The organism is Roseivivax jejudonensis (assembly GCF_900172265.1).
In the GTDB taxonomy this organism is placed as follows: domain Bacteria; phylum Pseudomonadota; class Alphaproteobacteria; order Rhodobacterales; family Rhodobacteraceae; genus Roseivivax; species Roseivivax jejudonensis.
The window spans coordinates 376,562-396,803 of the sequence record NZ_FWFK01000003.1 but is presented as its reverse complement, the minus strand read 5'-3'; the positions used below and the strand labels follow the sequence as shown (position 1 = coordinate 396,803).

Annotated in this window: 16 protein-coding genes; 8 read left to right on the top strand and 8 right to left on the bottom strand. The window is 68.4% G+C overall.

Annotated features, from left to right (window positions below; genetic code table 11):
- Positions 1-146: 146 nt before the first annotated feature.
- The 6 genes from ROJ8625_RS09805 (at position 147) to ROJ8625_RS09780 (ending at position 6,320) form a co-directional block, all read left to right on the top strand.
- Positions 147-1,880 (top strand): sigma-54-dependent Fis family transcriptional regulator, encoded by a 1,734-nt coding sequence (locus tag ROJ8625_RS09805; protein WP_085791700.1) that lies wholly within the window; start codon positions 147-149, stop codon positions 1,878-1,880.
- A gap of 139 nt (positions 1,881-2,019) precedes the next feature.
- Positions 2,020-3,819, top strand: a complete 1,800-nt coding sequence (locus tag ROJ8625_RS09800) for an NAD(P)/FAD-dependent oxidoreductase (RefSeq protein ID WP_085791699.1) — start codon at positions 2,020-2,022, stop codon at positions 3,817-3,819.
- A 155-nt stretch (positions 3,820-3,974) separates the two neighbouring features.
- A complete protein-coding gene (locus tag ROJ8625_RS09795; RefSeq protein ID WP_085791698.1) occupies positions 3,975-4,808 on the top strand; it encodes a universal stress protein in 834 nt (277 codons plus the stop codon).
- Between the two features lie 28 nt (positions 4,809-4,836).
- Positions 4,837-5,124 (top strand): hypothetical protein, encoded by a 288-nt coding sequence (locus ROJ8625_RS09790; RefSeq protein WP_085791697.1) that lies wholly within the window; start codon positions 4,837-4,839, stop codon positions 5,122-5,124.
- Positions 5,125-5,172: 48 nt separating this feature from the next.
- Positions 5,173-5,586: a c-type cytochrome gene (locus ROJ8625_RS09785; protein ID WP_085791696.1), complete on the top strand. Its 414-nt coding sequence runs from the start codon at positions 5,173-5,175 to the stop codon at positions 5,584-5,586.
- Positions 5,583-6,320, top strand: coding sequence for a VIT1/CCC1 transporter family protein (locus ROJ8625_RS09780; protein ID WP_085791695.1), 738 nt, complete (start codon positions 5,583-5,585; stop codon positions 6,318-6,320). The genes ROJ8625_RS09785 and ROJ8625_RS09780 overlap by 4 nt, the downstream gene beginning before the upstream one ends.
- A 38-nt stretch (positions 6,321-6,358) precedes the next feature.
- Here ROJ8625_RS09780 and ROJ8625_RS09775 read toward each other — a convergent pair whose 3' ends face one another.
- From ROJ8625_RS09775 to ROJ8625_RS09760, 4 genes are all read right to left on the bottom strand, one after another.
- Positions 6,359-8,374: a CocE/NonD family hydrolase gene (locus tag ROJ8625_RS09775; RefSeq protein WP_085791694.1), complete on the bottom strand. Its 2,016-nt coding sequence runs from the start codon at positions 8,372-8,374 to the stop codon at positions 6,359-6,361.
- Between the two features lie 73 nt (positions 8,375-8,447).
- The gene (locus ROJ8625_RS09770; RefSeq protein ID WP_085791693.1) at positions 8,448-9,746 is read right to left on the bottom strand and encodes an ATP-grasp domain-containing protein; all 1,299 of its coding nucleotides are present in this window, start codon (positions 9,744-9,746) and stop codon (positions 8,448-8,450) included.
- 68 nt (positions 9,747-9,814) lie between these two features.
- Positions 9,815-12,439: a cyanophycin synthetase gene (gene cphA / locus ROJ8625_RS09765; RefSeq protein WP_234984239.1), complete on the bottom strand. Its 2,625-nt coding sequence runs from the start codon at positions 12,437-12,439 to the stop codon at positions 9,815-9,817.
- 10 nt (positions 12,440-12,449) lie between these two features.
- Positions 12,450-13,310, bottom strand: coding sequence for a cyanophycinase (locus ROJ8625_RS09760; RefSeq protein WP_085791691.1), 861 nt, complete (start codon positions 13,308-13,310; stop codon positions 12,450-12,452).
- A 183-nt stretch (positions 13,311-13,493) separates the two neighbouring features.
- On the opposite strand from ROJ8625_RS09760, the gene ROJ8625_RS09755 reads away from it, so the two are divergent.
- Together ROJ8625_RS09755 and ROJ8625_RS09750 are read left to right on the top strand one after the other, a co-directional pair.
- Positions 13,494-14,426 (top strand): isoaspartyl peptidase/L-asparaginase family protein, encoded by a 933-nt coding sequence (locus tag ROJ8625_RS09755; protein WP_085791690.1) that lies wholly within the window; start codon positions 13,494-13,496, stop codon positions 14,424-14,426.
- Between the two features lie 76 nt (positions 14,427-14,502).
- A complete protein-coding gene (locus ROJ8625_RS09750) occupies positions 14,503-15,183 on the top strand; it encodes a Crp/Fnr family transcriptional regulator (protein ID WP_085791689.1) in 681 nt (226 codons plus the stop codon).
- A gap of 3 nt (positions 15,184-15,186) precedes the next feature.
- Here the strand turns inward: ROJ8625_RS09750 and ROJ8625_RS09745 are convergent, their stop codons facing one another.
- From ROJ8625_RS09745 to ROJ8625_RS09730, 4 genes are all read right to left on the bottom strand, one after another.
- Positions 15,187-15,876, bottom strand: a complete 690-nt coding sequence (locus ROJ8625_RS09745) for a D-lyxose/D-mannose family sugar isomerase (RefSeq protein ID WP_085791688.1) — start codon at positions 15,874-15,876, stop codon at positions 15,187-15,189.
- 92 nt (positions 15,877-15,968) lie between these two features.
- Entirely contained in the window at positions 15,969-17,030 is a 1,062-nt protein-coding gene (locus ROJ8625_RS09740; RefSeq protein WP_085791687.1) for a lipocalin-like domain-containing protein, read from the bottom strand.
- Positions 17,020-19,422, bottom strand: a complete 2,403-nt coding sequence (locus tag ROJ8625_RS09735; RefSeq protein WP_234984226.1) for an ABC transporter permease — start codon at positions 19,420-19,422, stop codon at positions 17,020-17,022. The genes ROJ8625_RS09740 and ROJ8625_RS09735 overlap by 11 nt, the downstream gene beginning before the upstream one ends.
- Positions 19,419-20,072: an ABC transporter ATP-binding protein gene (locus tag ROJ8625_RS09730; RefSeq protein WP_085791686.1), complete on the bottom strand. Its 654-nt coding sequence runs from the start codon at positions 20,070-20,072 to the stop codon at positions 19,419-19,421. The genes ROJ8625_RS09735 and ROJ8625_RS09730 overlap by 4 nt, the downstream gene beginning before the upstream one ends.
- Positions 20,073-20,242: the final 170 nt, after the last annotated feature.

The window sequence follows — 20,242 nt, the reverse complement described above, 5'->3', positions numbered from 1 at the left end:
CGGCCACCTGTGTCCGGCGATATTCGGCTGCCGGCAGGCGGGGTCCGATACCAGCGGAAAGATGCAGACCCGCCAGCGTCCGACGAAAGTCGTTTCCCGGGGACCGTCACGGTTGTGCTAACCTGCCCGCCGGGAGGAGAGCGACGATGGCGGATTTCCGGCACGCCGCAGAGATCGAGCAGGTTCTCGATGGCGCCCAGACCGGGCGCGACAGCTTCGTGTCCGCGTCCTGGCGGCGCTGCGTCGAGGTCTACGGCATGGATCCGATGCGGAACGATCCGGCCCATATCGTGACCGAGACCGAATTGCGCGACCACCGGGCGCAGGCGGAGTGGATGATCGGTGCGGCCCGCACCAGTCTCCAGAGCCTGTTCCGGCAGGTGTCTGGCCAGAACTACGTGCTTCTGCTGACCGACGCGCAGGGGATCTGCGTCGACTTCTTCGGCGACGACCTGTTCGTGGACGAGTTGCGTGCGGCGGGGCTCTATCTGGGGTCCAACTGGTCCGAGGACCTCGCGGGAACCTGCGGCGTCGGCGCCTGCATCGTCACCCGCGAGCCCGTCACCGTTCACCAGGATGATCATTTCGGCAACGCGCACACGACGCTCAGCTGCACGGCGGCGCCGATCTTCGACAGCATCGGCGGCTTGGCTGCGGTGCTCGACATCTCGCTTCTGCGCTCGCCCGCGCCGAAGCGGAGCCAGAACCTCGCGATGAGCCTCGTGACCAATGCCGCGCGGCGCGTCGAGATGGCCAACCTCATGGCCGAGAGTCGCCGCGACTGGGTCTTGCGACTGTCCAACAGCCCCGAATTTCTGGATGTCGATCCCGAGGCGGCGATCCGGCTGGATGGTTCGGGCCGGGTTCTGGGCTACACGCGGGCAGCGAGGCGACTGTTTCCCGAAGGCGGGCCGATCATCGGCCAGCGGATCGACGATGTGCTCGGCCTGTCGGTCGACGACCTGCCGGACCTGATGCGTGATCGCCCGACGGAGGATCGGATCATCGAGATGCAGGACGGCGGCGCGCTGTTCGGACACGCCATCGCGCCGCAGGCGCCCCGGACGATCCTCCGCGACGGCCGCAAGGGCGGGGCGCTCGCTGGCCTGGCCGGCGAGGACGCGGCGATGACGCGGGTGCTGGATCAGGCGGCAAAGCTCGCGCGGACCAGTGTTCCGCTGGTGATCTCGGGCGAGACCGGCACCGGCAAGACGCGGCTCGCGCGCGCGATCCATGTCGCGGGATCCGCCAGCGGCCTCGTGTCGCTCGACTGTGCCGGCCTGGGCGTTGCGGAGCTGCAGGCGGCCACGAGCGCGGTAAGTGGATCGACGACCCTGCTGCTGCGCCGGGTGGAGGACCTGCCGGAGGACACGGCGGGCGCGCTGGCGGCGCTTCTGGACCTGCGCGGGTGCCTGCGGCCCGTGGCGACCACCTGTTTCGCACCGGCCGACCTGCCGCTGCCGCGGCCGCTCTTTCATCGGCTCGCGGGCGCGGCGCTCGACCTGCCGCCGCTGCGGGCGCGGCGCGATCTCGGCTGGCTGCTCGACCGCGTCCTGAAACAGCGCGCCCCCGACGGCATGCGGCTGTCGCCGGCCGCGCGGGCCGATCTTCTCGGGCGGACGTGGGACGGCAACCTGCGAGAGCTCGAGCAGGTGATCGATGTCGCGCTGGCGCTGTGCGAGGGCCACGTGATCGACCTGCCGGATCTGCCGGTTCCGGTCGCGGCGGCGGGCAGCGCCGGCCCCGAGTGCGAGGGATCGCTCGAACAGGTGATGGAGGCCTGCGGCTGGAACATGTCGCGCGCCGCGCGGCGGCTCGGCGTCAATCGCTCGACGGTCCTGCGACGGCTGCGCCGGGCCGGGATCCACCCGCCGCACTGACCCGTTGCGCAGGCGTTGCGCGCGCAACATGCCGCGCTGCAGCAACGGATTTTTCGACGGTCGCGCGTCCGTTGCGATGGATCGGCCCCGGACGAGCCCGCGATATTTCACCTGCACGACGCTCAGAGGAGGAGATCCGATGCTCGATTCGACCGCGACGACCCGCACGGAGGAGGTGCTGGCCAGTCTCAATGCGGCGCTGGAGGCCGGAGACGTGGCGGCCGTCACGGCCCTGTTCGCCACTGACAGCTACTGGCGCGATCTTGTCGCCGTGACCTGGAACCTGAAGACCGTGGAGGGGCCGGACGGCGTTGCCGACATGCTCACGCAGCAGCTGTCGCACACGCGCCCCGGCAATTTCCGGATCCAGGACGGAGAGGTCCCCGCCGAGGACGGCGGGGTCATCACCGCCTGGATCACGTTCGAAACGCGCGCCGGCCGCGGATGGGGTCTGATGCGGCTCAAGGACGACAGGATCTGGACGCTCCTGACCGCGATGCAGGAGCTCAAGGGCTTCGAGGAGAACCGGGGAACGCGCCGACCGATGGGCGCCGAGCACGGCGCCGACAAGCACCGCGCGACGTGGAAGGAACGTCGGGAGGCCGAGGAAGCCGCGCTCGGGCACGAGACGCAGCCCTACACGGTGATCGTTGGCGGCGGGCAGGGCGGCATCGCGCTCGGCGCCCGCCTTCGGCAACTCGGCGTGCCGACGATCGTGCTCGACAAGCACGACCGCCCCGGCGACCAGTGGCGCAGCCGGTACAAGTCGCTCTGCCTGCATGACCCGATCTGGTACGACCACCTGCCGTATCTGAAGTTCCCGGACAACTGGCCCGTCTTCACGCCGAAGGACAAGATCGGCGACTGGCTCGAGATGTACACCAAGGTCATGGAGATCAACTACTGGACCCGCTCCGAGGTCGAGCGCGCCAGCTTCGACGCGGCGTCGGGCACCTGGACTGTCGAGGTCAACCGCGATGGCGAGCGGATCACCCTGAACCCCACGCAGCTCGTGCTCGCCACGGGCATGTCGGGCAAAGCCAACATGCCCGAGTTTCCCGGCATGGACAGCTTCAAGGGCACGATCCAGCATTCGTCCGAACACGAGGGACCGGATGCCTGGACCGGCAAGAAGGTTGTCGTCGTCGGGTCGAACAACTCGGCCCACGATATCTGTGCCGCGCTGTGGGAGGCCGAAGCCGATGTCACGATGGTGCAGCGGTCATCGACGCATATCGTGCGCTCGGACAGCCTGATGGAGATCGGTCTCGGTGCGCTCTACTCGGAAGAGGCGGTCGCCAACGGGATCACCACCGAGAAGGCGGACATGATTTTCGCCTCGCTGCCCTACCGGATCATGCACGAGTTCCAGATCCCGCTCTACGACCAGATGCGAGAGCGCGACGCCGCGTTCTACGAGGGGCTGGAAAAGGCCGGTTTCGACCTCGACTGGGGGGATGACGGCTCGGGCCTGTTCATGAAGTATCTGCGCCGCGGATCGGGCTACTACATCGACGTGGGCGCGAGCCAGCTCATCATCGACGGCGAGGTAAAGCTTGCGAAAGGGCAGGTCGACCACTTCGAGGAAAATGCCGTCGTGCTCTCCGACGGCACGCGGCTCGAGGCCGACCTCGTGGTTCTGGCCACCGGCTACGGCAGCATGAATGGCTGGGCCGCCGACCTCATCAGCCAGGAGGTCGCCGACACGGTCGGCAAGGTCTGGGGCCTGGGGTCCGACACCACCAAGGATCCGGGCCCGTGGGAGGGCGAACAGCGCAACATGTGGAAGCCGACCCAGCAGCCGAACCTGTGGTTCCACGGCGGCAATCTGCACCAGTCGCGGCACTATTCGCTCTATCTCGCGCTGCAGTTGAAGGCGCGTATGGAGGGACTCGAGACGCCGGTTTACGGTCTTCAGGAGGTGCATCACCTGTCGTGACGGCACGCGCGCCCGGTGGCGGTCCTCCGTCGCCGGGCGAATTTCTGCCCGGCGTGCGCTCGTCACTGCGTCTACGCATGTGTTGATGCGGATCAAGGATCGGCGCAGCGGTTTCGCTCATAATCTCTCCCGAACGCAGAAGGGAGATGTGTCGCATGACCCTCAAGACGATCGCCGCCGTTTTCACCTCCGTCGAGCCTCCGGAGCCCTTGTGCCGCGCTGCCGCGACTCTCGCGCGTCTGCGCGACGCGCATCTGCTCGGCGTCGCCGTCAGCTCCGATCCGCGCTACTACCCCGCACTCGGAAGCTACATGGCCGGCGAGGTCATTGCCCAGATCACCCGGCAGCAGGACACGCGCGCCGACGAGATCCGCGCGGCGTTCGATGCCGCGGTCAAGGCCGAGGACGTGCGTGGCGAATGGCGCTTCGTGAGGAGCGGCATCCAGACTGTCGCCGAGCGCATCCTGGAATCCGGCCGCGCCGCGGATCTCGTGCTGCTCGCGCGGCCGACCGAGTACGTGCACCAGATCGATGACGTGCATGAACAGGTGATCCGTGGGCTGGGACGGCCGGTGCTGCTCGTACCGCCCTCCGAAACGCTCGAACATGTCGGGCAAAGCGCGCTGATCGGCTGGAGCCGCACGCGCGAGGCCGCCCGCGCCGCGTTCGACGCGGTGCCGCTTCTGGACCCGGGGGCGGAGGTCACGCTGTTGAACGTCGGCGCCCGAAGCGCGCATGACCTGGCCGACGGCCCGATGAACGAAGTGGCCGCGGCGCTGGCGCGCCACGGGCTGACCGTGACGGTCACTCACCGCGAACCGGATGGCGAGGGCGCGGCGGCGATCATCCTGCGCGAGGCGCGCGAGATCGGCGCAAGCTTCATCGCCACCGGGGCCTTCGGCCATTCCCGGGCCTACGATTTCGTCGTCGGCGCCGTGACGCGGGAGCTTCTGTCGGACTGTCCGCTCCCGGTCCTGTTCTCGAAATGACGCGCCGCACGAGAGGGGAGGAACAACCGTGACACGCACCGCTCGCCGTCTCTACCTGCAGGCCTATCGCCGCTGGCTCGAGGCCGACCGGCGATGGCAGCTCACGCTTCGCCACGCGACGGCATTCGTACCGGACACCGAAATGCGCATCGTCTGGCGCACCGGGCATGCCGGGTCGCGCGTGCGCCGCGCCTACGAGGAGCGGGCCCGCGCCATCGAGGCGCTGCACGTCGCGCGCAACGCGTATCTCGGCGCGGCCCGGACGCAGACTTCGACCCTGCGCCGGATCGTGCTTCGTCTTCCGCGGCCGGTGTGACCTGCCCCGGTGTCCGGCCGTGGCCACCAACTTCGAAGAGGTTTCAGAATGCGCCCAGAATGTCTTGTCCTCGCGATCCTCGCCGCGCCGGCGTGGGCTCAAGAACCGACCGACCCGCCCTCGATCGAAGCGGGGCAGGCGGTCTATTCCGTCTTCTGTGAGTCCTGTCACGGACCGGCCGGACACGGTGACGGCGATTTCGCCGACCTGCTGTCGGTGCCGCCGGCGGACCTGACCGGCCTCACCGCGCGTGCCGGGGGCACCTTTCCCGAGATGGAGGTGATGCAGCAGATCGACGGGCGCGCCGAGGTGCGCGGTCACGGGGTCATCATGCCGGTCTTCGGGCCGCTTTTCGATGTCGAGGTCGCGATCGGCAAGACCGACAGCGGTCAGCCCGTGGTGACGAGCCGGTCGATCGCCGACCTGACCGCGTGGATCGAAAGCATCCAGGCCACTGAATGAGCGAAGCGATCGGCGGCGGCGACTCCGGAGCCGACGTGCCAGAGGACGCCGCCCGCCGCGATCCCGGGCACCTCGGCGACGCGGTCTACGGCGCCGTAGACGGGGCGGTGACCACCTTTGCCGTCGTGGCGGGCGTGCAGGGGGCCGGGCTGCCGCAGGCGGTGATCCTGGTCCTCGGCCTTGCCAACCTCCTGGCGGACGGGGTGTCGATGGCGCTGGGCAACTACTCTGCGCGGCGGGCGGAGGCCGACGACTCGGCGCGGCTTCGAGACCTCGAACGCCAGAGGATTGCCGATGCGCCGGAGCACGCCCGCCGCCGCCTCGCGCGGATCCTCGCGGCGAAGGGGCTGGACGGGCCGATCCTCGACGACGTGGTTGCCGCGATCAGCCGGCGCCGCGAGGCGTGGATCGACCTTCTGCTGACCGACGGACACGGCCGCAGCCTTGCGGAGCCGCGCGCGGGCAGTGCGGCGCTCGTGACCTTCGCGGCGTTCGCAGCGGCAGGGGCGGTGCCGCTCCTGCCGTTCGTGCTCGGCCTGCCGACGCCTTTCGGTGCGTCCATATTCGCGACCGCGCTGGTCTTCGCGACGATCGGAGCGCTCAAGAGCCGCTGGTCGCTACGGTCGTGGTGGCGCTCGAGCCTCGAGACGCTGATGATCGGCGGGGCTGCCGCGACGGTCGCCTACCTTGTGGGGATCGTGTTGCGGGGATTCGGTATGACGGCGGTCGGGTGACCGGCCCCGCAGGGGGCCGGTCCTGAAATGGTCGAAGCTCAGACGCGGTCGCGCGCGATCGACACGTCCCAGTCGAGGTCGCGCACGAGCGCGTCGCCCTCCCAAGCGCGCAGGCGCGCGGTGACGTGGAAATGCGTGGTGTCGCACGTCAGTCGCGTCTCGGTTTCGGTCCGGACGCTCCAGTCCTCGCGCCGCATCTCGTGGATCCACGTCACCTCGCCGGTCGCCGAGGTCGGATCGTCGGGCAGGATCGAGTAACGCTCGCGGGCTTCGGCGGCGTGGCGGAACGCCTGCGACGGGATGGTCACGTCGCCCTCGTGATCGCGCACGGTGACGGTGACCCGGCCGGTATCGCGATCCTCGGCCACGTGCCATTCCGCCGCCGGCGGGGTCTCGACCGCGATCTCCAGCGGCTCGCCCGCGCGCGGCGGCGCGAAGTCGGGCGCCCGGTCGACCGATCCGTCGCGGAGAGGCAGGAACAGCTCCGACCGCGCGGGATGGATCGTGAGTTCGACCGGTTCGGGCGCCGGCCATGCGACCGGGAAATAGCTCGACGAGATCGCGAGACGGATCCGATGACCGCTGCGGAAGGTCTGCGCCACGTGTTTGAACGGCACGTCGACCGTGTAGTCGTGCCCGGGCTCGAGCAACTCGGGGTGGGCGTGGCTTTCGCGGTGCGTCAGGTTGAGCAAGCCGTAGCTCACCCGCGTCGCGGCGCCATCGGGCGCGACATCGATCAGCCGGACGGCAACCTGCGCCACCGGCCGGTCGCTGCGAAGCGTCAGGCGAAGCATGGCGTCCCCCGCGATCGACAGGTCGTCGTCGAGGGGCTCGGTCTCGAACACGAGGCTCCCGGCGTCATCGCGGCGCTGGTCGCCGGGCTGGTCGCCCGGATGCGCGTAGGAACACCACTTGCCGCCGTGCACGCCCACCCAAAGCGGCGAGGTCAGGCGCAACGGATGGTCCGGCCCCTCACCGTCGCGCGACAACGTGCCGTCCGCCCCCAGCGCGAAGCGGGTCGGCGTGACGTTCGGCGACGGCCACGATGGCTCGGTGATCCAGACGCCATCGCGCGTTGCGTAGTGGCTCTTGGGTTCGGCGTGGTCCTGAAGGAACAGGCGCAGCTTCGGCTCGTCGGCGATGCCGGTGTCCCGGCCCTTGAGCCACTGGTCCCACCAGCGCGTCTCCTCGGTCAGCCAGTCGATGGCGGGGCCGGGTTCGCCCAGGTGCGGATAGCGGTGCGCCCAGGGGCCCACGATTCCTTTTGCCGGGGCGCGCAGGTTCTCGACGATGCGAAAGACCGCGCGGCAATAGCCGTCGGCCCATCCGCTGACCGCGTAGACCGGAACCTCGATGTCGTCCCAGTTCTCGCAGACCGAACCGTGCTGCCAGAACGAGTCGCGGGTCTGGTGGTTCAGCCATTTCTCCAGCCAGAGGCCCGAGCCGTCGAGCCGCGCCTCCCACAAGTCGCGCCAACGCTCGCCAACATGCGCGGGGTCCGGCGGCAACGTGTTGATCCCGAACATGACCGAGGCCCACGACAGCTGATCCACCAGCAGCGTGCCGCCCATGTAGTGGATGTCGTCGGCATAGCGGTCGTCGGTCGAGCAGATCGTGACGACGGCCTTGAGCGCCGGCGGGCGCAGCGCCGCGATCTGGAGGCCGTTGAATCCGCCCCACGAGATCCCGACGATGCCGACACCGCCATCGCACCACGTCTGATCGGCGATCCAGGCGATGACATCGCACCCGTCCTGCAACTCGATCTCGGTGTATTCATCCTCCATGACACCGTCGGATTCGCCGGTGCCGCGCAGGTCGACGCGGACATAGGCGTAGCCTTGACCGGCGAGCCATGGCGCGCGCGCGGCGTCACGCTCGAGCGTCTTGTCGTTCTTGCGGTAGGGGATGTACTCGAGAATCGCCGGAACGGCGCGCGTTTCGGCATCCTCGGGCATCCAGATGCGCGCGGCGAGCCGGGTGCCGTCGGGCATCGGGATCTCGACATGTTCGAGCTCCCGCACGGAGCGGGGCAGGTCGGTGTCGATCTTCATTTCGGGGGCCTGTTCTGGATCGGGGGACACGGCGCTGTCATGCCGTCCCCCCGGGCCGAAGTCCAGCGCGCTCCTACTCGACGATGTCGCCGAATTCGTAGTTGAGGCGCTTCATCACCTGTTCGTAATTCCACAGGAGCTTCGACTGCTTGTTCGCGCCCATCCAGACCGAGGCGACCGCATAGCTGTAGGCGTCCTGCTCGGGCAGTTCGGACAACTGCATGCCCTTCTTTACGTAGGAAACGATCCGCGTGCCCTCGACCTGCTCGGCCGCGACCTCGATCTCGGCGCGAGAGGGCGCGCGCGACACCGTCGCGTCGCGGAAGAACACCCGGTAGAAGAACTCGGCCGCCACGCTTTCGGGGCCTTCGCCCTCCGGCATGTCGGGCTTCCGCCCCAGCCCGAGGTCGATCGTCACCTGCTGGTGGCTGACGCCGTCGACCATCTCGAACAGGTCGCAATGCGACTGCGCGATGCGGGTGTTGATCTCCAGCAGCCAGATCTTGTCCTGCACCTCGTCCCAGTAATACTCGATGTTGAAGCCCGCGTTGTCGTAGCCGATGTGGCTCATGATCGTGCGGGTAATCTCGTACATCTTGTCCTGCACCTTCGGCGGAAGCTGCGAGGGATACAGGTAGTAGAAGAAGCTCAGCACCTGCGGATAGCGGATGGAGTCGACGGTGCCGTAGGGCACGACGGTTCCGTTGTGGACGTAGCCTTCAACCGTGCATTGCCGCCCGCCGATCACCTGTTCGGCCATGCAGTAGTGACCCTCGACGGCGCGGATCTCGTCGGGAAGGTCGGCCTGGTTCAACACGTGATCGAACGGCTCGCCGATGGTGCGGATCTCGGCGCGGAGCCGCTCGATGGCGAAGTCGAAGTCTTCGGGGCTGTCAATCCGGAAGCCGAGCCGCGAGCCCGACGACTTGATCGGCTTTACGAAGAACGGAAAGCGCAGCTCCGCCTCGCCGATGCGGCTGAGAGCATTGTCATCGAACGGATCGAAGGCGGTAAATTTCGGAATGTGGTCCGGGATCGCCTCGCGCATCACCGAGCGCGACCAGTACTTGTGCTCGCACTTCAGAAGGCTTTCGAGCGAGGCCTGCGGCGTGCCGTATTTCTCGCACAGGATCGGCAGCATCGTGGACACCGGAAAGTCGATGTAGCCGACGATCGCGTCGATCGAGCCGTCGAAGGCATCGAGCGTCGCCTCGGCTTCGGCGAGCATGGCCGGGATGTCGAAATCCTGTGTCTCCGACACCTGCGCCGGGGTCAGAAGGGGATGAAACTTCACATCGTCCACGCCGCGCAAGCGGGTCAGCCGCTCGGCGTTGAGTTCGTTCATCCCGACGACGAACACGTTCTTTGTCATGCGTCCCCCTGTATCATATTGGCCGCGCCGCGCGGGTGCGCGGACGCGGCAGATCCGTCACCGGACGGTCAGGTCCGCGCGAGGCTTGCCTGCTCAGGAAAGCTGCGTCCCTTCAGGCGCGCGGTCGTGCCTTCGATGTCGTCGACGAGCAGCAGCAGGAAATCGCCCTGGCGGGCTTCCTCCATCGCACGTTCGACCGCGTCGGCCTCGCTCATGATGATCTCGACGCGACCGGCCGAGCCGGCGTCCTTCGCACCGTCGGAGATGAGCTGCGCAACCTCGCCCTCGGACCGGCCGCGCGAATCCGTCTCGTAGACGAAGACGGCATCGCACATCTTGGCGAGCTGCGCCCCGAGGCCACGAAGATCCTCGTCGCGCCGGTTGCCGGGCGCGGTGGACACGGCGATCTTGCGCTGTGTGCCGAGGCCGGTGACCAGCGGTTCGAGCGCGACCAGCGCCGGCACGTTGTGGCCGTAGTCGATCAGGCACTTCACCCCGTCCGCTTCGAAGTAGTTGGTCCGACCGGGCATTTGCGCCGGGGTGGGGTGGAAGGTCAGAAGTCCCGCGCGGATGTCGTCGATCTCGAGCCCGTGGGCCAGCGCGGCGGCGGTCGCGGCCATCGCGTTTTGCACGTTGAACGGCGCGTGCCCTTCGAAGGTGATCGGCACGTCGTTCACTTCGGCGATCTCGACGGTGACCTTGCCGCGCAGCAGCACGATCCAGCCGTTCTTGACCGTGACGACCATGCCCAGCTCGCTCAGGTGCGAGGCAAGCGCCGGGTTCTCGGGATCCATCGTGAAATAGATGATCTCGCCCCGGGCCCAGTAGGTGCCATGCTCCATCACCAACGGATCGTCGGCGTTGAGCACGCAATAGCCGCCTTCGTCCTTGCGCTTGACCGCATCGACGACGACCGTCTTGCATCGCGCGAGTTCCTCGAGCGTGTGGATGTCACGCTCGCCCAGGTGATCCGACGCGATGTTCAGCAGCACGCCGACATTCGCCTCGTCAAAGCCGAGGCCACGGCGCATGATTCCGCCCCGTGCGACCTCCAGCACCGCGTGCTCGACCGTTGGCTCGCGCAGCACGGCCTGGGCCGCCGCGGGGCCGGAATAGTCCCCGCGCAGGATGACGTTGTTGTCGATCTCGACGGTGCCGGTGCATCCCATGCCGACCGAGTTGCCGGCCTGGCGCAGAATGTGGGTGGTCAGGCGGGTGGTCGTCGTCTTGCCGTTCGTGCCGGTGATCGCCGTGATCGGGATGCGCCCGTCATCGGTCGGATCGGGGAAGAGCATGTTGACCACCGCGTCGCCGACGTCACGCGGCTTGCCGTGAGTCGGCGACATGTGCATCCGGAAGCCGGGACCGGCGTTCACCTCGACGATGCCGGCCGACTGTTCGTCTAGCGGGACCGACACGGTCTTGCACAGAAGATCGATGCCGATCACGTCGAGCCCGACGATCCGCGCGACCCGCTCCATCGTGAACCTTACCTCGGGATGCACCTCGTCGGTGAGGTCGGTCGCAGTGCCGCCGGTCGAGATGTTGGCGGTCGACTTGAGGAACGCGATGTCGCCCTCGGGCATGACCGTGTCGAGAGACAGCCCCGCCTGTTCGAGCATCCGGTGCGTCTGCTCGTCGACCTTGATCTGCGTCAGCAGGTTCTCGTGGCCGACGCCGCGCCGGGGATCCTTGTTTTCGTCGTCGATCAACTGCTGGATCGTGCGCTTGCCGTCGCCCTCGACATGGGCGGGGCGGCGACGCGCGGCGGCGATGAGCTTTCCGCCGATCACCAGCATTCGGTGATCCTCACCGGTGATGTAGCTCTCGACGATGACGCCGGCGTAGTCGTCGCGGGCCCGCGCCACGGCGGCGTCGTAGCCCGACCGCAGGTCTTCCTTGGTCTCGATGCCGGTCGTCACGCCGCGTCCGTGGTTGCCGGACAGGGGCTTTGTGACAACGGGCCAACCGATCCAATCGGCGGCGGCCTCGGCCTCTTCCCAGGAGTAGCAGGTCTGGCCGCGCGGCACCGGAATGCCCGCGTCGCCCAGGATCTGCTTCGTCCATTCCTTGTCGTCGGCGATGGAGTGGCCGATGATCCCGGATCCGTCGGTGACCGTCGCCTGGAACCGGCGCTGCTTCACGCCATGGCCGAGCTGTGTGTAGCTGGTGCCTTCGGTCAGGTTGTAGGCCGGGATGTTGCGCGCCTTGGCCGCGTTCACGATCGATCCGGTGGACGGGCCAAGAGCGTTGGCGTCGCGGACTTCTTTCAGCCGGTCGATGACCGGAGAGAGATCGACGTCCTCGCCGTCGTACAGCTTCTTGACGATATCGACCGCTGCTTCGCCTGCGGCGATGCCGGTCGCCTCGTCACGGTACCGATAGACGACGTTGTATATGCCCGGGTCATAGCTGTCGACGGTCTTGCCGTAGCCCACCGAGAAGCCCACGAGGTTCTGCAGCTCGATGGCAAGATGCTCGACCATATGGCCGGCATACGTGCCGTTGCGCACGCGCTGGAGAAAGCCGCCGGCCTCGCCAACTGAGCAGCGGTGGTCGTGTATCGTGGGTATCAGCGTCTCGAGACGCTCGGCGATGCCGGGCACCTGATCGCTCGGCCGCGACTCCAGTTCCTGGATGTCGAGCCGCATGTAAATGGATTGGTATCGGCTGTAGTAGTTTGGTCCACGCAAAGCGCGGTGTTCAAGTATATGCAACCTTATGCTCCAGGCCAATTGCCTTGAGCTCGTCCGGTCTGAGGACCCGACCTTCCTTCAGATCGTAACCGTACCCATCGACGAGCGCGTGCATCTTAACGTCCGACACCGCGACCGGTTCCCCGTCGGCGAGATCGAAGACGTTCGACTCGCCTATTTCGGAACTGTCGACGAGGATGACGTGCCCGGGGCCGAAGACCCGCAGGATCGATCCGTCGAAGTGAACGGCCGCGTCTTCGCCAAGGCCGACGCCAAGATATTCGGGGTTGGTGGCACCCACTTCCATCAGTCGCGAGAAGCGCCCGCGCTCGAGGAAATGGGTGTCGATGATGACATCCTCGACGAAGCCGAACCCGGCGCTCATCTTCACCGCGCCCTTGCGCAGCGCGTCGTCGGCAGGGCCGCCGTAGACCATCGTGCGCGACTGGCACGCGGCGCCGGCGCTGGTGCCGGCGATCACGGTGCCCTCGGCCCTGCGGGACCGAAGCACGTCGAGCGCGGTCGAGGCTCCGAGAACGTTGGTCAGACGCATCTGGTCGCCGCCCGACAGGAACACCACGTCGGCGCGGCGGATCATGTCGACGAACGCGTCGGATTCCGCGTGGGCGCGGTCCCGTATGTGGATGTCGAGCACTTCGGCCGCGCCGAGCGCGCCGAAGGCATCCTTGTAGGATTGGAAGACATCGGCGGGAATGCTGCTCGCCGTGGTGATGACCCCGACGACCGGCGCTTCCTTGCCCGAAAGCGCGAGCACGTGGCGCAGGATGCGGTAATCCGACGCCTTGTCCTCGGCCCCGCCGATGGCCACGAGGGCGCCCCCGGTCCGGAGCTTTGCAGGCATGTTCATCAACCGAATCTCCTATCCTTCACCGTATACGCACTACACAACATGCTGGCAGCTTAACCAGCGAAGCCTTAAGCCGGTGCAGCTTTATCGGGCACGACATGCACACGATGCGCGGATACAACACCACATATAGGCATCGCATACAATATCGCCCAATTTATGACCGCGAAAAGGATGGAAGCGATGACGAACGCGAGAGGATACGTGCTTGTGATTCACGGCGGCGCGGGCGTTCTGCCGCGCGCGCGGATGGATGACCGGCGCGAGGCCGAGGTCAACGCCGCGCTCGACCGGGTTCTCGCGGCGGGCGAAGCGGTCCTGTCCACGGGCGGCAGCGCGCTCGACGCCGTGACGCAGGCGGTCTGCGCGCTGGAGGACGAGCCGTTGTTCAACGCGGGCCGGGGGGCGGTCTTCACGCACGCCGGCACGCACGAGATGGACGCCGCGGTGATGGACGGTCGGGACCGAAGTGCGGGCGCGGTCGCCGGGATCTGCGGGCCGAAATACCCGGTGCGGGCCGCCCGCGCCGTCATGGAGAATACGCTACATGTGCTCATGACGGGCGAGGGCGCGCTCGCGGTCGCGCGCGACGCGGGTCTCGAGAGCGTTCAGGCCGAGCACTTCTTCACACAGGAGCGGTGGGACAGCCTCCAGGAAACGCTCGAGATGGAGCGTGCCGGCACGCTGGACGACGATCCCGCACGGCGCCACGGCACCGTGGGCGCCGTCGCCCGGGACGCCGATGGCCATCTCGCTGCGGCGACTTCCACCGGCGGGATGACCGCCAAGAGGGCGGGCCGGATCGGGGACAGCCCGATCATAGGCGCGGGCACCTTTGCCGACGACTCCACCTGCGCGGTCTCGGCCACCGGCGACGGCGAGGCGTTCCTGCGCCTGTCGGTCGCCCACGAGATCGATGCGCGGATGCGCCTGACCGGCGCGTCGCTCGCCGATGCCGCGAGCGGCGTCATCGGAACCGATCTGGGACGCATCGGCGGCTCCGGCGGGCTGATCGCGGTTGGCGCGGACGGCAGCATCGCGCTGCCGTTCAATTGCGAGGGCATGTATCGCGGCTGGTCCGTCGAAGGCGGCGATCGCGGCACGGCCATCTACTGAGAGCGCCGACCGGGCGGCGCCTGCGCGGGCCGCCCAACGCTCCGAGGCGTATCGTATCGATAGGACGGAGGGTGGCATGCACCATTCGGAGACGGAAAGCGGCGCGTGGATCGCGCGTTTCCCGGGCCTGAGCCGGCTGCCTGACGAGATCCGCGCGGATCTCGTCGCCGGCAGTCAGGTCGTGTCGGTGCCGGCAGACACGCAGATCTTCGCACCCGGGCAGTCGGCCGACAACCTGCTGCTGCTGCTCGACGGCACCGTGCGGGTGCAGCAACGCTCGGACACCGGGCGCGAGGTGTTTCTCTACCGCGTGCATGCGGGCGAGAGTTGCGTGCTGACGACCGCCTGCATGCTGGCCTTCGAGGATTACGCTGCAGACGGCATCGCCGAGACCGATGTGACCGCCGTGGCGATCCCGCGTCGCACCTTCGACGATCTCGTCGCGCGCTCCCCGGTCTTCCGGGAGTTCGTCTTCACCGCCTATTCGCGCCGGATCACCGACCTCTTCACCCTGATCGACGACATCGTGTTCCGGCGTGTCGACGTGCGGCTCGCGTCGCGCCTGCTCGAACTGGCGGGGTCGGGCGACACGGTGCGGGCGACACACGCTGTTCTGGCCGCCGAGCTCGGGACTGCACGCGAGGTGATCTCGCGCACCCTGTCGGAGTTTCATCGCCGCGGCTGGATCGAGCAGGCGCGCGGCGAGGTGCGCCTGACCGGGCGCGAGGGGCTCGAGCGCATGGTCCGCGCGGCCTGAGAACTACCCGCCGAACGTCGCTGCGTAGTCGCTCACCAGAAGGCGGGTCGGGGTGACATCCTCGACGATCTCGGCGAATCGGGGCAGGGGCTCGCGGAAGATGTTGTCGGTTTCGTCGTCGTTGACGGTCGACACCTCGCCGACGAGCACGTCGCCACCCTCGGCCCAGAACGCGTGCCAGTCGCCCGGCATGAGCGTCACGCTCTCGCCCGGTGCGAGGTTCACGCGCCCCCCGGGCGCTACATCGCGCCATAGGCCGTCGGTCAGCAGCCGCACGCCGCGGTCGGGCGCGAAGTCGCCCGCATCGCCCGATCCGAACAGCTCCACCACCAGCGTGCCGCCGCCACGATTGATGATGTCCTCGGCCTTGAGCGCATGCGTGTGCATCGGCGAGAGCTGACCCTCGCGGACGATCAGGAGCTTCTCGGCGTAGCACATGCCGCGGCCGGCCTGCAGGTCGGCCAGACGCCCGTTGCGCAACGTGAACAGCACGAGCCCCATCTCGTCGAAGCGGCCGGCGCCGTAATCCGTCACGTCCCAGCCGCAGCGTGCGTCAATAAGGTGGCGAGCCGTCCCGGCGTGGTCGCGAAATGTCCCGGGGCTCCAGTTCGCGAAGGGGGGCAGCGCCACGTCGTGGGCGCGGATCATCGCCTCGGCACCGGCGAGGATGTCGTTGATCTGCGATCGCTGCATGATGGTGTGCTCCGGCCGCCGGCATCGGCGCGCAGGTTGGCAGCAAATTGCGGTGGCGTCACCAGGGATCGTGAGCCCCTCCGCGCGATCAGTCAGTAGCCTGTCATCTCCAGGTAGCCGCGTCCGGCATGGCTCCCGCTGACCGTGACAGGGCCTTCCCAGTAGGGAAAGCTCGTGCCCATCCAGGCATCGCGGTTGATCGGCGCGGTCGTGATGTCGAGATCGCGCGCCGGCAGTTCCACCCTCCACCGCAGCGGCAGCGTGCGGTCTGCCACCTCTCCCGTCTCGAGCGTGGTGAGCGTGACCGCACCGTCGCCGTAGGCGGTTGCCTCGCCGTCCGGTTCGATCCATGTCGCGGAGGTGAAATGCGTGCCCTCGGCATCCGTGCGCAGGCCGAACGCCATCATCTTCGCGCCGCTGTCGAAGGTGAGCGAAAACCAGTCCCAGCCGCTCTGGTTCTCGGACAAGGGCTGCGACGACCATTCGCGATCGAGCCACGCGCTGCCGGTGACCTGTATGTCGCCACGGGGCAGGGACAGCGTGCCCTCGACCTCGTAGAAGGGCTGCGAGTAATAGTAGCTTGCCTGGCCCTCAAGCGACTTGACCGAGTACCCCGCATCGCCGTGGCGAATGAGCGGCCCCTCCGCGGTGAGCGCGAGATCGTAGGAGAACGAGTCGCCGCGCGCGGTCAGCGCGATCCGGTCGAGCGGATCGTCGCCCCCGGTCGAACGCATCGACCAATCATCGATGAAGGCGTCGAACGGTTCGGCCACGCCGGCCTGACCGATGCCGCCGCGCGCAAACCGCTCGTCGAAGAGGTGCGCATCAGGCGTGGTGACGGCGGCATGACCGAGCCAGACCTGGTCGGTCTCCCAGCCGTCCGTCCGACTCGGCGCGAGGGCCGATCGGAACAGCGTCCACTGGATGCCGTAGGGTGTGCCGTCCGAGCCTTCAAGGTTGGCCGTGAGATACCACCATTCGATGCGATAGCCCGGATGCGCGAAGTGATCGGCGGGAAAGTCGAACGACGTATCCGCGCGCGGTATCGCGAACTCGGCGCCGGCCTCGGCCCCGAGGCCGGCATAGCCCTGTGCATGGGCAGGCCCGGCCAGCCACAGCGCGGCGGCGAGGGCGCAGCAGATCCTATCTCTCATTGGCGAAGATCCTCAGCAGACGGTCCGGCGGCAGGCGCGTCAGGCGCCAGGCGGGCCAGACGCAGGCGAGCCCCGCCGCGGTGAGCGCCGCGGCCGCCAGCCACAGCCATTCGGCCGGGAAGTAGAGCATGGGCAGCCGCCAGCCGAACGCGGCGACGTTCACCCGGGCGAGCAGGACCCACGCAAGCGCGAGGCCGACCGGCACCGCCAGCGCCCAGGTCAGCACTGCGAGGATCAGGGTTCGCGCGACCTCGAGCCGTGCGAGCCGCGCCGGCCGGATCCCGAGCGCCCAGAGGGGCGCAAGCTGCGGCAGGCGCAGACCCGACAGCGTCAGGAGCGCGGTCAGCACGGCCACGCCGGCAACCCCGAGGGTAAGGACGTTGAGCGCGCCGGTCACAAGGAAGGTCTGATCGAAGACCCGCAGCGAAATCGCCTTGACCTCGGCCTGGTTCACCACTGCCTGCTGCGGCAGGCCGGTCTCCTGCCGCAGGCGTTCGGCCAGCGCCGGCGCGGCGTCCGGCGCGATGCGCAGCGCGAAGCGCAGCTGCGGCAGGTCCGGGTAGCGGTCCGACAGGACAGCGTTGCCGATCATCAGCTGCGCCTGCGGGTTGCCATAATCGGCGTAGATCCCCGCGACCGGCAGGCGCCATCCCTCGGCCAGGGTCAGCGGTGCGCCGAGTTCGAGGTCTTCGCGCCGGTACAGCTGTTCGTTGATCAGAACCCCGTCTCCGGCTGCGAGCCGGTCCCACACGTCGGGCTCCGCCTGCAGAAGCGGCCAGCCCTCGCGGAAGGTCGCGGCGTCGGCGGCGATCCCGATCAGGGTGGCGGGCTGGCCGGCCACCGTCAGGTCGACCGAGGCCGACGGCAGGATCTCGCGCGCGTCCGTCGCCGCGATCTCGCGCACCTGCGCGGCCGTTTCCTCGTCCGGTGCGGTGACGTAGAGTTCGGCCGCGAGCCTGTGGTCGAGCCAGCCGGTGAACGTCGTGCGGAACGAGCCCACCATCGTGCCGACACCCACGTTCGCCGACAGCGCCAAGAGGAGCGCCATCAATGCCAACGACAGCGCCGGCACCTGCTGGCGCGCATCCGCGAGGAGCCATTCGCCCACCGGCCCACGCGCCAGCGGCCGCGCCAGGCGGAGCGCGCCGATCAGGAGCGGTGGCAGCGCCAGTGCCGAGCCGATCAGAAGCGCCGCGAGGCTCCCGAACGCCGCGAGGAGCGATCCGCCTGCGACCACGAGGATCACTGCGAGCGTCAGGAGGACGAGAGCCGCGGCGCCCTGCAGCCGCAACGTGCGGGCCGACGCCATCGCCCAGGCCCGCGGCTGGGCCGGCGCGAGGAGCGGCATCCGGGCGACAGTCCAAAGCGCCTGTCCGCCGGCAACGGCGGTGCCGGCGAGCGTGAGACCGAGCCCGGCGAGTGCCCAAAGCGGATCGAAGCTCAGCATGCCGGACACAGGCGCGCCGTAGAGCCCGCGCAGGGTCCCTGCCACTCCAGGCAGGAGCGCGGCGGCGATGGCGTAGCCGAGCCCCAGCCCGACCGTTCCGGCGAGCAGCGCGAAAGCAGCCAGTTCCGTCGCCAGAAGCGCCACCAGTCGTCGCAACGGAAGGCCGAGCGCACGCAGCGTGCGGAAGGTCTGGCGCCGCTGCTCCACCGCGAGGCCGATGGCCGATTGCACAATGAACAGACCGACGCCAAAGGCGAGGAAGCCGAACGCGGTCAGGTTGAGGTGGAAGCTGTCGGTGAGTTCCGCGAGGTCGGTGCCGTCCTCCGGCGTGGTCCGCGCGAGGTCCGTCGCGGACTCCAGGGGCGGAAGGCCCGCCGGTTGCTGCTGCCAGACGCTGAGGTAGGACAGGCGTTCGCGGTCGAGAAGGCGCTGGGCGGTGGTGATGTCGGTGATCGCGATGCCGGGCGAGAGGTCGGCCGCGATGCGCCTCGGGGGCAGGTCCGTGCCGTCCAGCTCCGCCGCGGTTTCCGGCGCAACCAGCAGGAGCCCCTCGGATCCGAGGAAGTCGGCCAGAACGTCGCCGTCGCCGGCCAGCGCGGCAAGCCCGGCCTGAGGCGGGGCGGTCAGCGGATCCACGCCGAGGATGCGCAGTCGCGCCGCGTCGATCCGCGAGTTGCCCTCGATCACCGGGCTGACGAGGTAGCCCGCGCGCCGCAGCTCGACGAACTCGGACAGGGTGACGCCATCCGGGGCCGACAGCCGGTCGAGCGTGTCCTGCCCGAGCGTGGCCGCGGCGCGGTCATAGCTCTTGCGCGCCTCGGAATTGATCGCCTGGACCCCGGACCAGAGCGCGGTGGCCAGCGCCAGACCGATCAGCAGCATTGCGAGCTGCAGCCGGTGTCGCCGCCAATGCGACAGGAGCGCGATGATCGCCGTGCGCGTCACGCCAGGCGGCCCGCCGAAAGCGTGAGCTGGCGCCCGAGGCGGGCCGCGTGGCGCTGCGAATGGGTCACCATCAGAAAGCCTGCGCCGGTCTCGGCGACCAGATCGAGCAACAGGCTCAGGACGGCATCGGCGGTGTCCTCGTCGAGGTTGCCGGTCGGCTCGTCGGCGAGCACGAGATCGGGCCGCGCCGCGATCGCGCGGCCGATAGCGACCCGCTGCTGCTGCCCGCCCGAGAGCTGTTCCGGATACCGCTCGCCGAGGCCCGACAGGCCAAGCCGATCGGTCAGGTGACGTGTCCAATCCGGATCCTCGCGGTCCGCGAGGCGAGCCTGAAAGGACAGGTTCCGCGCGACCGTGAGCGAGGGAATGAGGTTGAGGCTCTGGAACACGACGCCGATATGGCGGCGCCGGATCTCGGCGCGGCCGCCTTCGTCGAGGTCGTGCAGCGCGGTTCCGTTGAGCATGAGCGTGCCGGCATCCGGCGTGTCGAGGCAACCGATGCAATGCAGCAGCGTCGACTTGCCCGACCCGCTCTCGCCGGTCAGCGCGACGCTTTCGCCCGCGTCGAGCGACAGCGACACCCCGTCGAGCACGGTCAGCGGGCCATCCCCGGTCTGGTATGTCTTTCTGAGGTCGCGTGCTGCCAGCATTCCATCTCCGTCGTGCTGTCCGGCCATCAACCGGCCCGGTGTCAGCTAGGCGCGCCCCGGTGTCCGGAAAGGTCGCCCCGGCGCGGCATCTTGGCGCCGCACTCTGTGCGATCGCGCACCCATTCGGCGCTTTCTGAGGACTTTCGCGCGTGTGTCAACGCGCTATCTTT

Coding starts and splice junctions, on each gene's coding strand:
- ROJ8625_RS09755 (WP_085791690.1), top strand. CDS start 13,494: ATGACGAACGCGAGAGGATACGTGCTTGTGATTCACGGCGGCGCGGGC.
- ROJ8625_RS09740 (WP_085791687.1), bottom strand. CDS start 17,030: ATGAGAGATAGGATCTGCTGCGCCCTCGCCGCCGCGCTGTGGCTGGCC.
- ROJ8625_RS09780 (WP_085791695.1), top strand. CDS start 5,583: ATGAGCGAAGCGATCGGCGGCGGCGACTCCGGAGCCGACGTGCCAGAG.
- ROJ8625_RS09770 (WP_085791693.1), bottom strand. CDS start 9,746: ATGACAAAGAACGTGTTCGTCGTCGGGATGAACGAACTCAACGCCGAG.
- ROJ8625_RS09730 (WP_085791686.1), bottom strand. CDS start 20,072: ATGCTGGCAGCACGCGACCTCAGAAAGACATACCAGACCGGGGATGGC.
- ROJ8625_RS09800 (WP_085791699.1), top strand. CDS start 2,020: ATGCTCGATTCGACCGCGACGACCCGCACGGAGGAGGTGCTGGCCAGT.
- ROJ8625_RS09785 (WP_085791696.1), top strand. CDS start 5,173: ATGCGCCCAGAATGTCTTGTCCTCGCGATCCTCGCCGCGCCGGCGTGG.
- ROJ8625_RS09775 (WP_085791694.1), bottom strand. CDS start 8,374: ATGAAGATCGACACCGACCTGCCCCGCTCCGTGCGGGAGCTCGAACAT.
- ROJ8625_RS09745 (WP_085791688.1), bottom strand. CDS start 15,876: ATGCAGCGATCGCAGATCAACGACATCCTCGCCGGTGCCGAGGCGATG.
- ROJ8625_RS09805 (WP_085791700.1), top strand. CDS start 147: ATGGCGGATTTCCGGCACGCCGCAGAGATCGAGCAGGTTCTCGATGGC.
- ROJ8625_RS09750 (WP_085791689.1), top strand. CDS start 14,503: ATGCACCATTCGGAGACGGAAAGCGGCGCGTGGATCGCGCGTTTCCCG.
- ROJ8625_RS09760 (WP_085791691.1), bottom strand. CDS start 13,310: ATGAACATGCCTGCAAAGCTCCGGACCGGGGGCGCCCTCGTGGCCATC.
- ROJ8625_RS09795 (WP_085791698.1), top strand. CDS start 3,975: ATGACCCTCAAGACGATCGCCGCCGTTTTCACCTCCGTCGAGCCTCCG.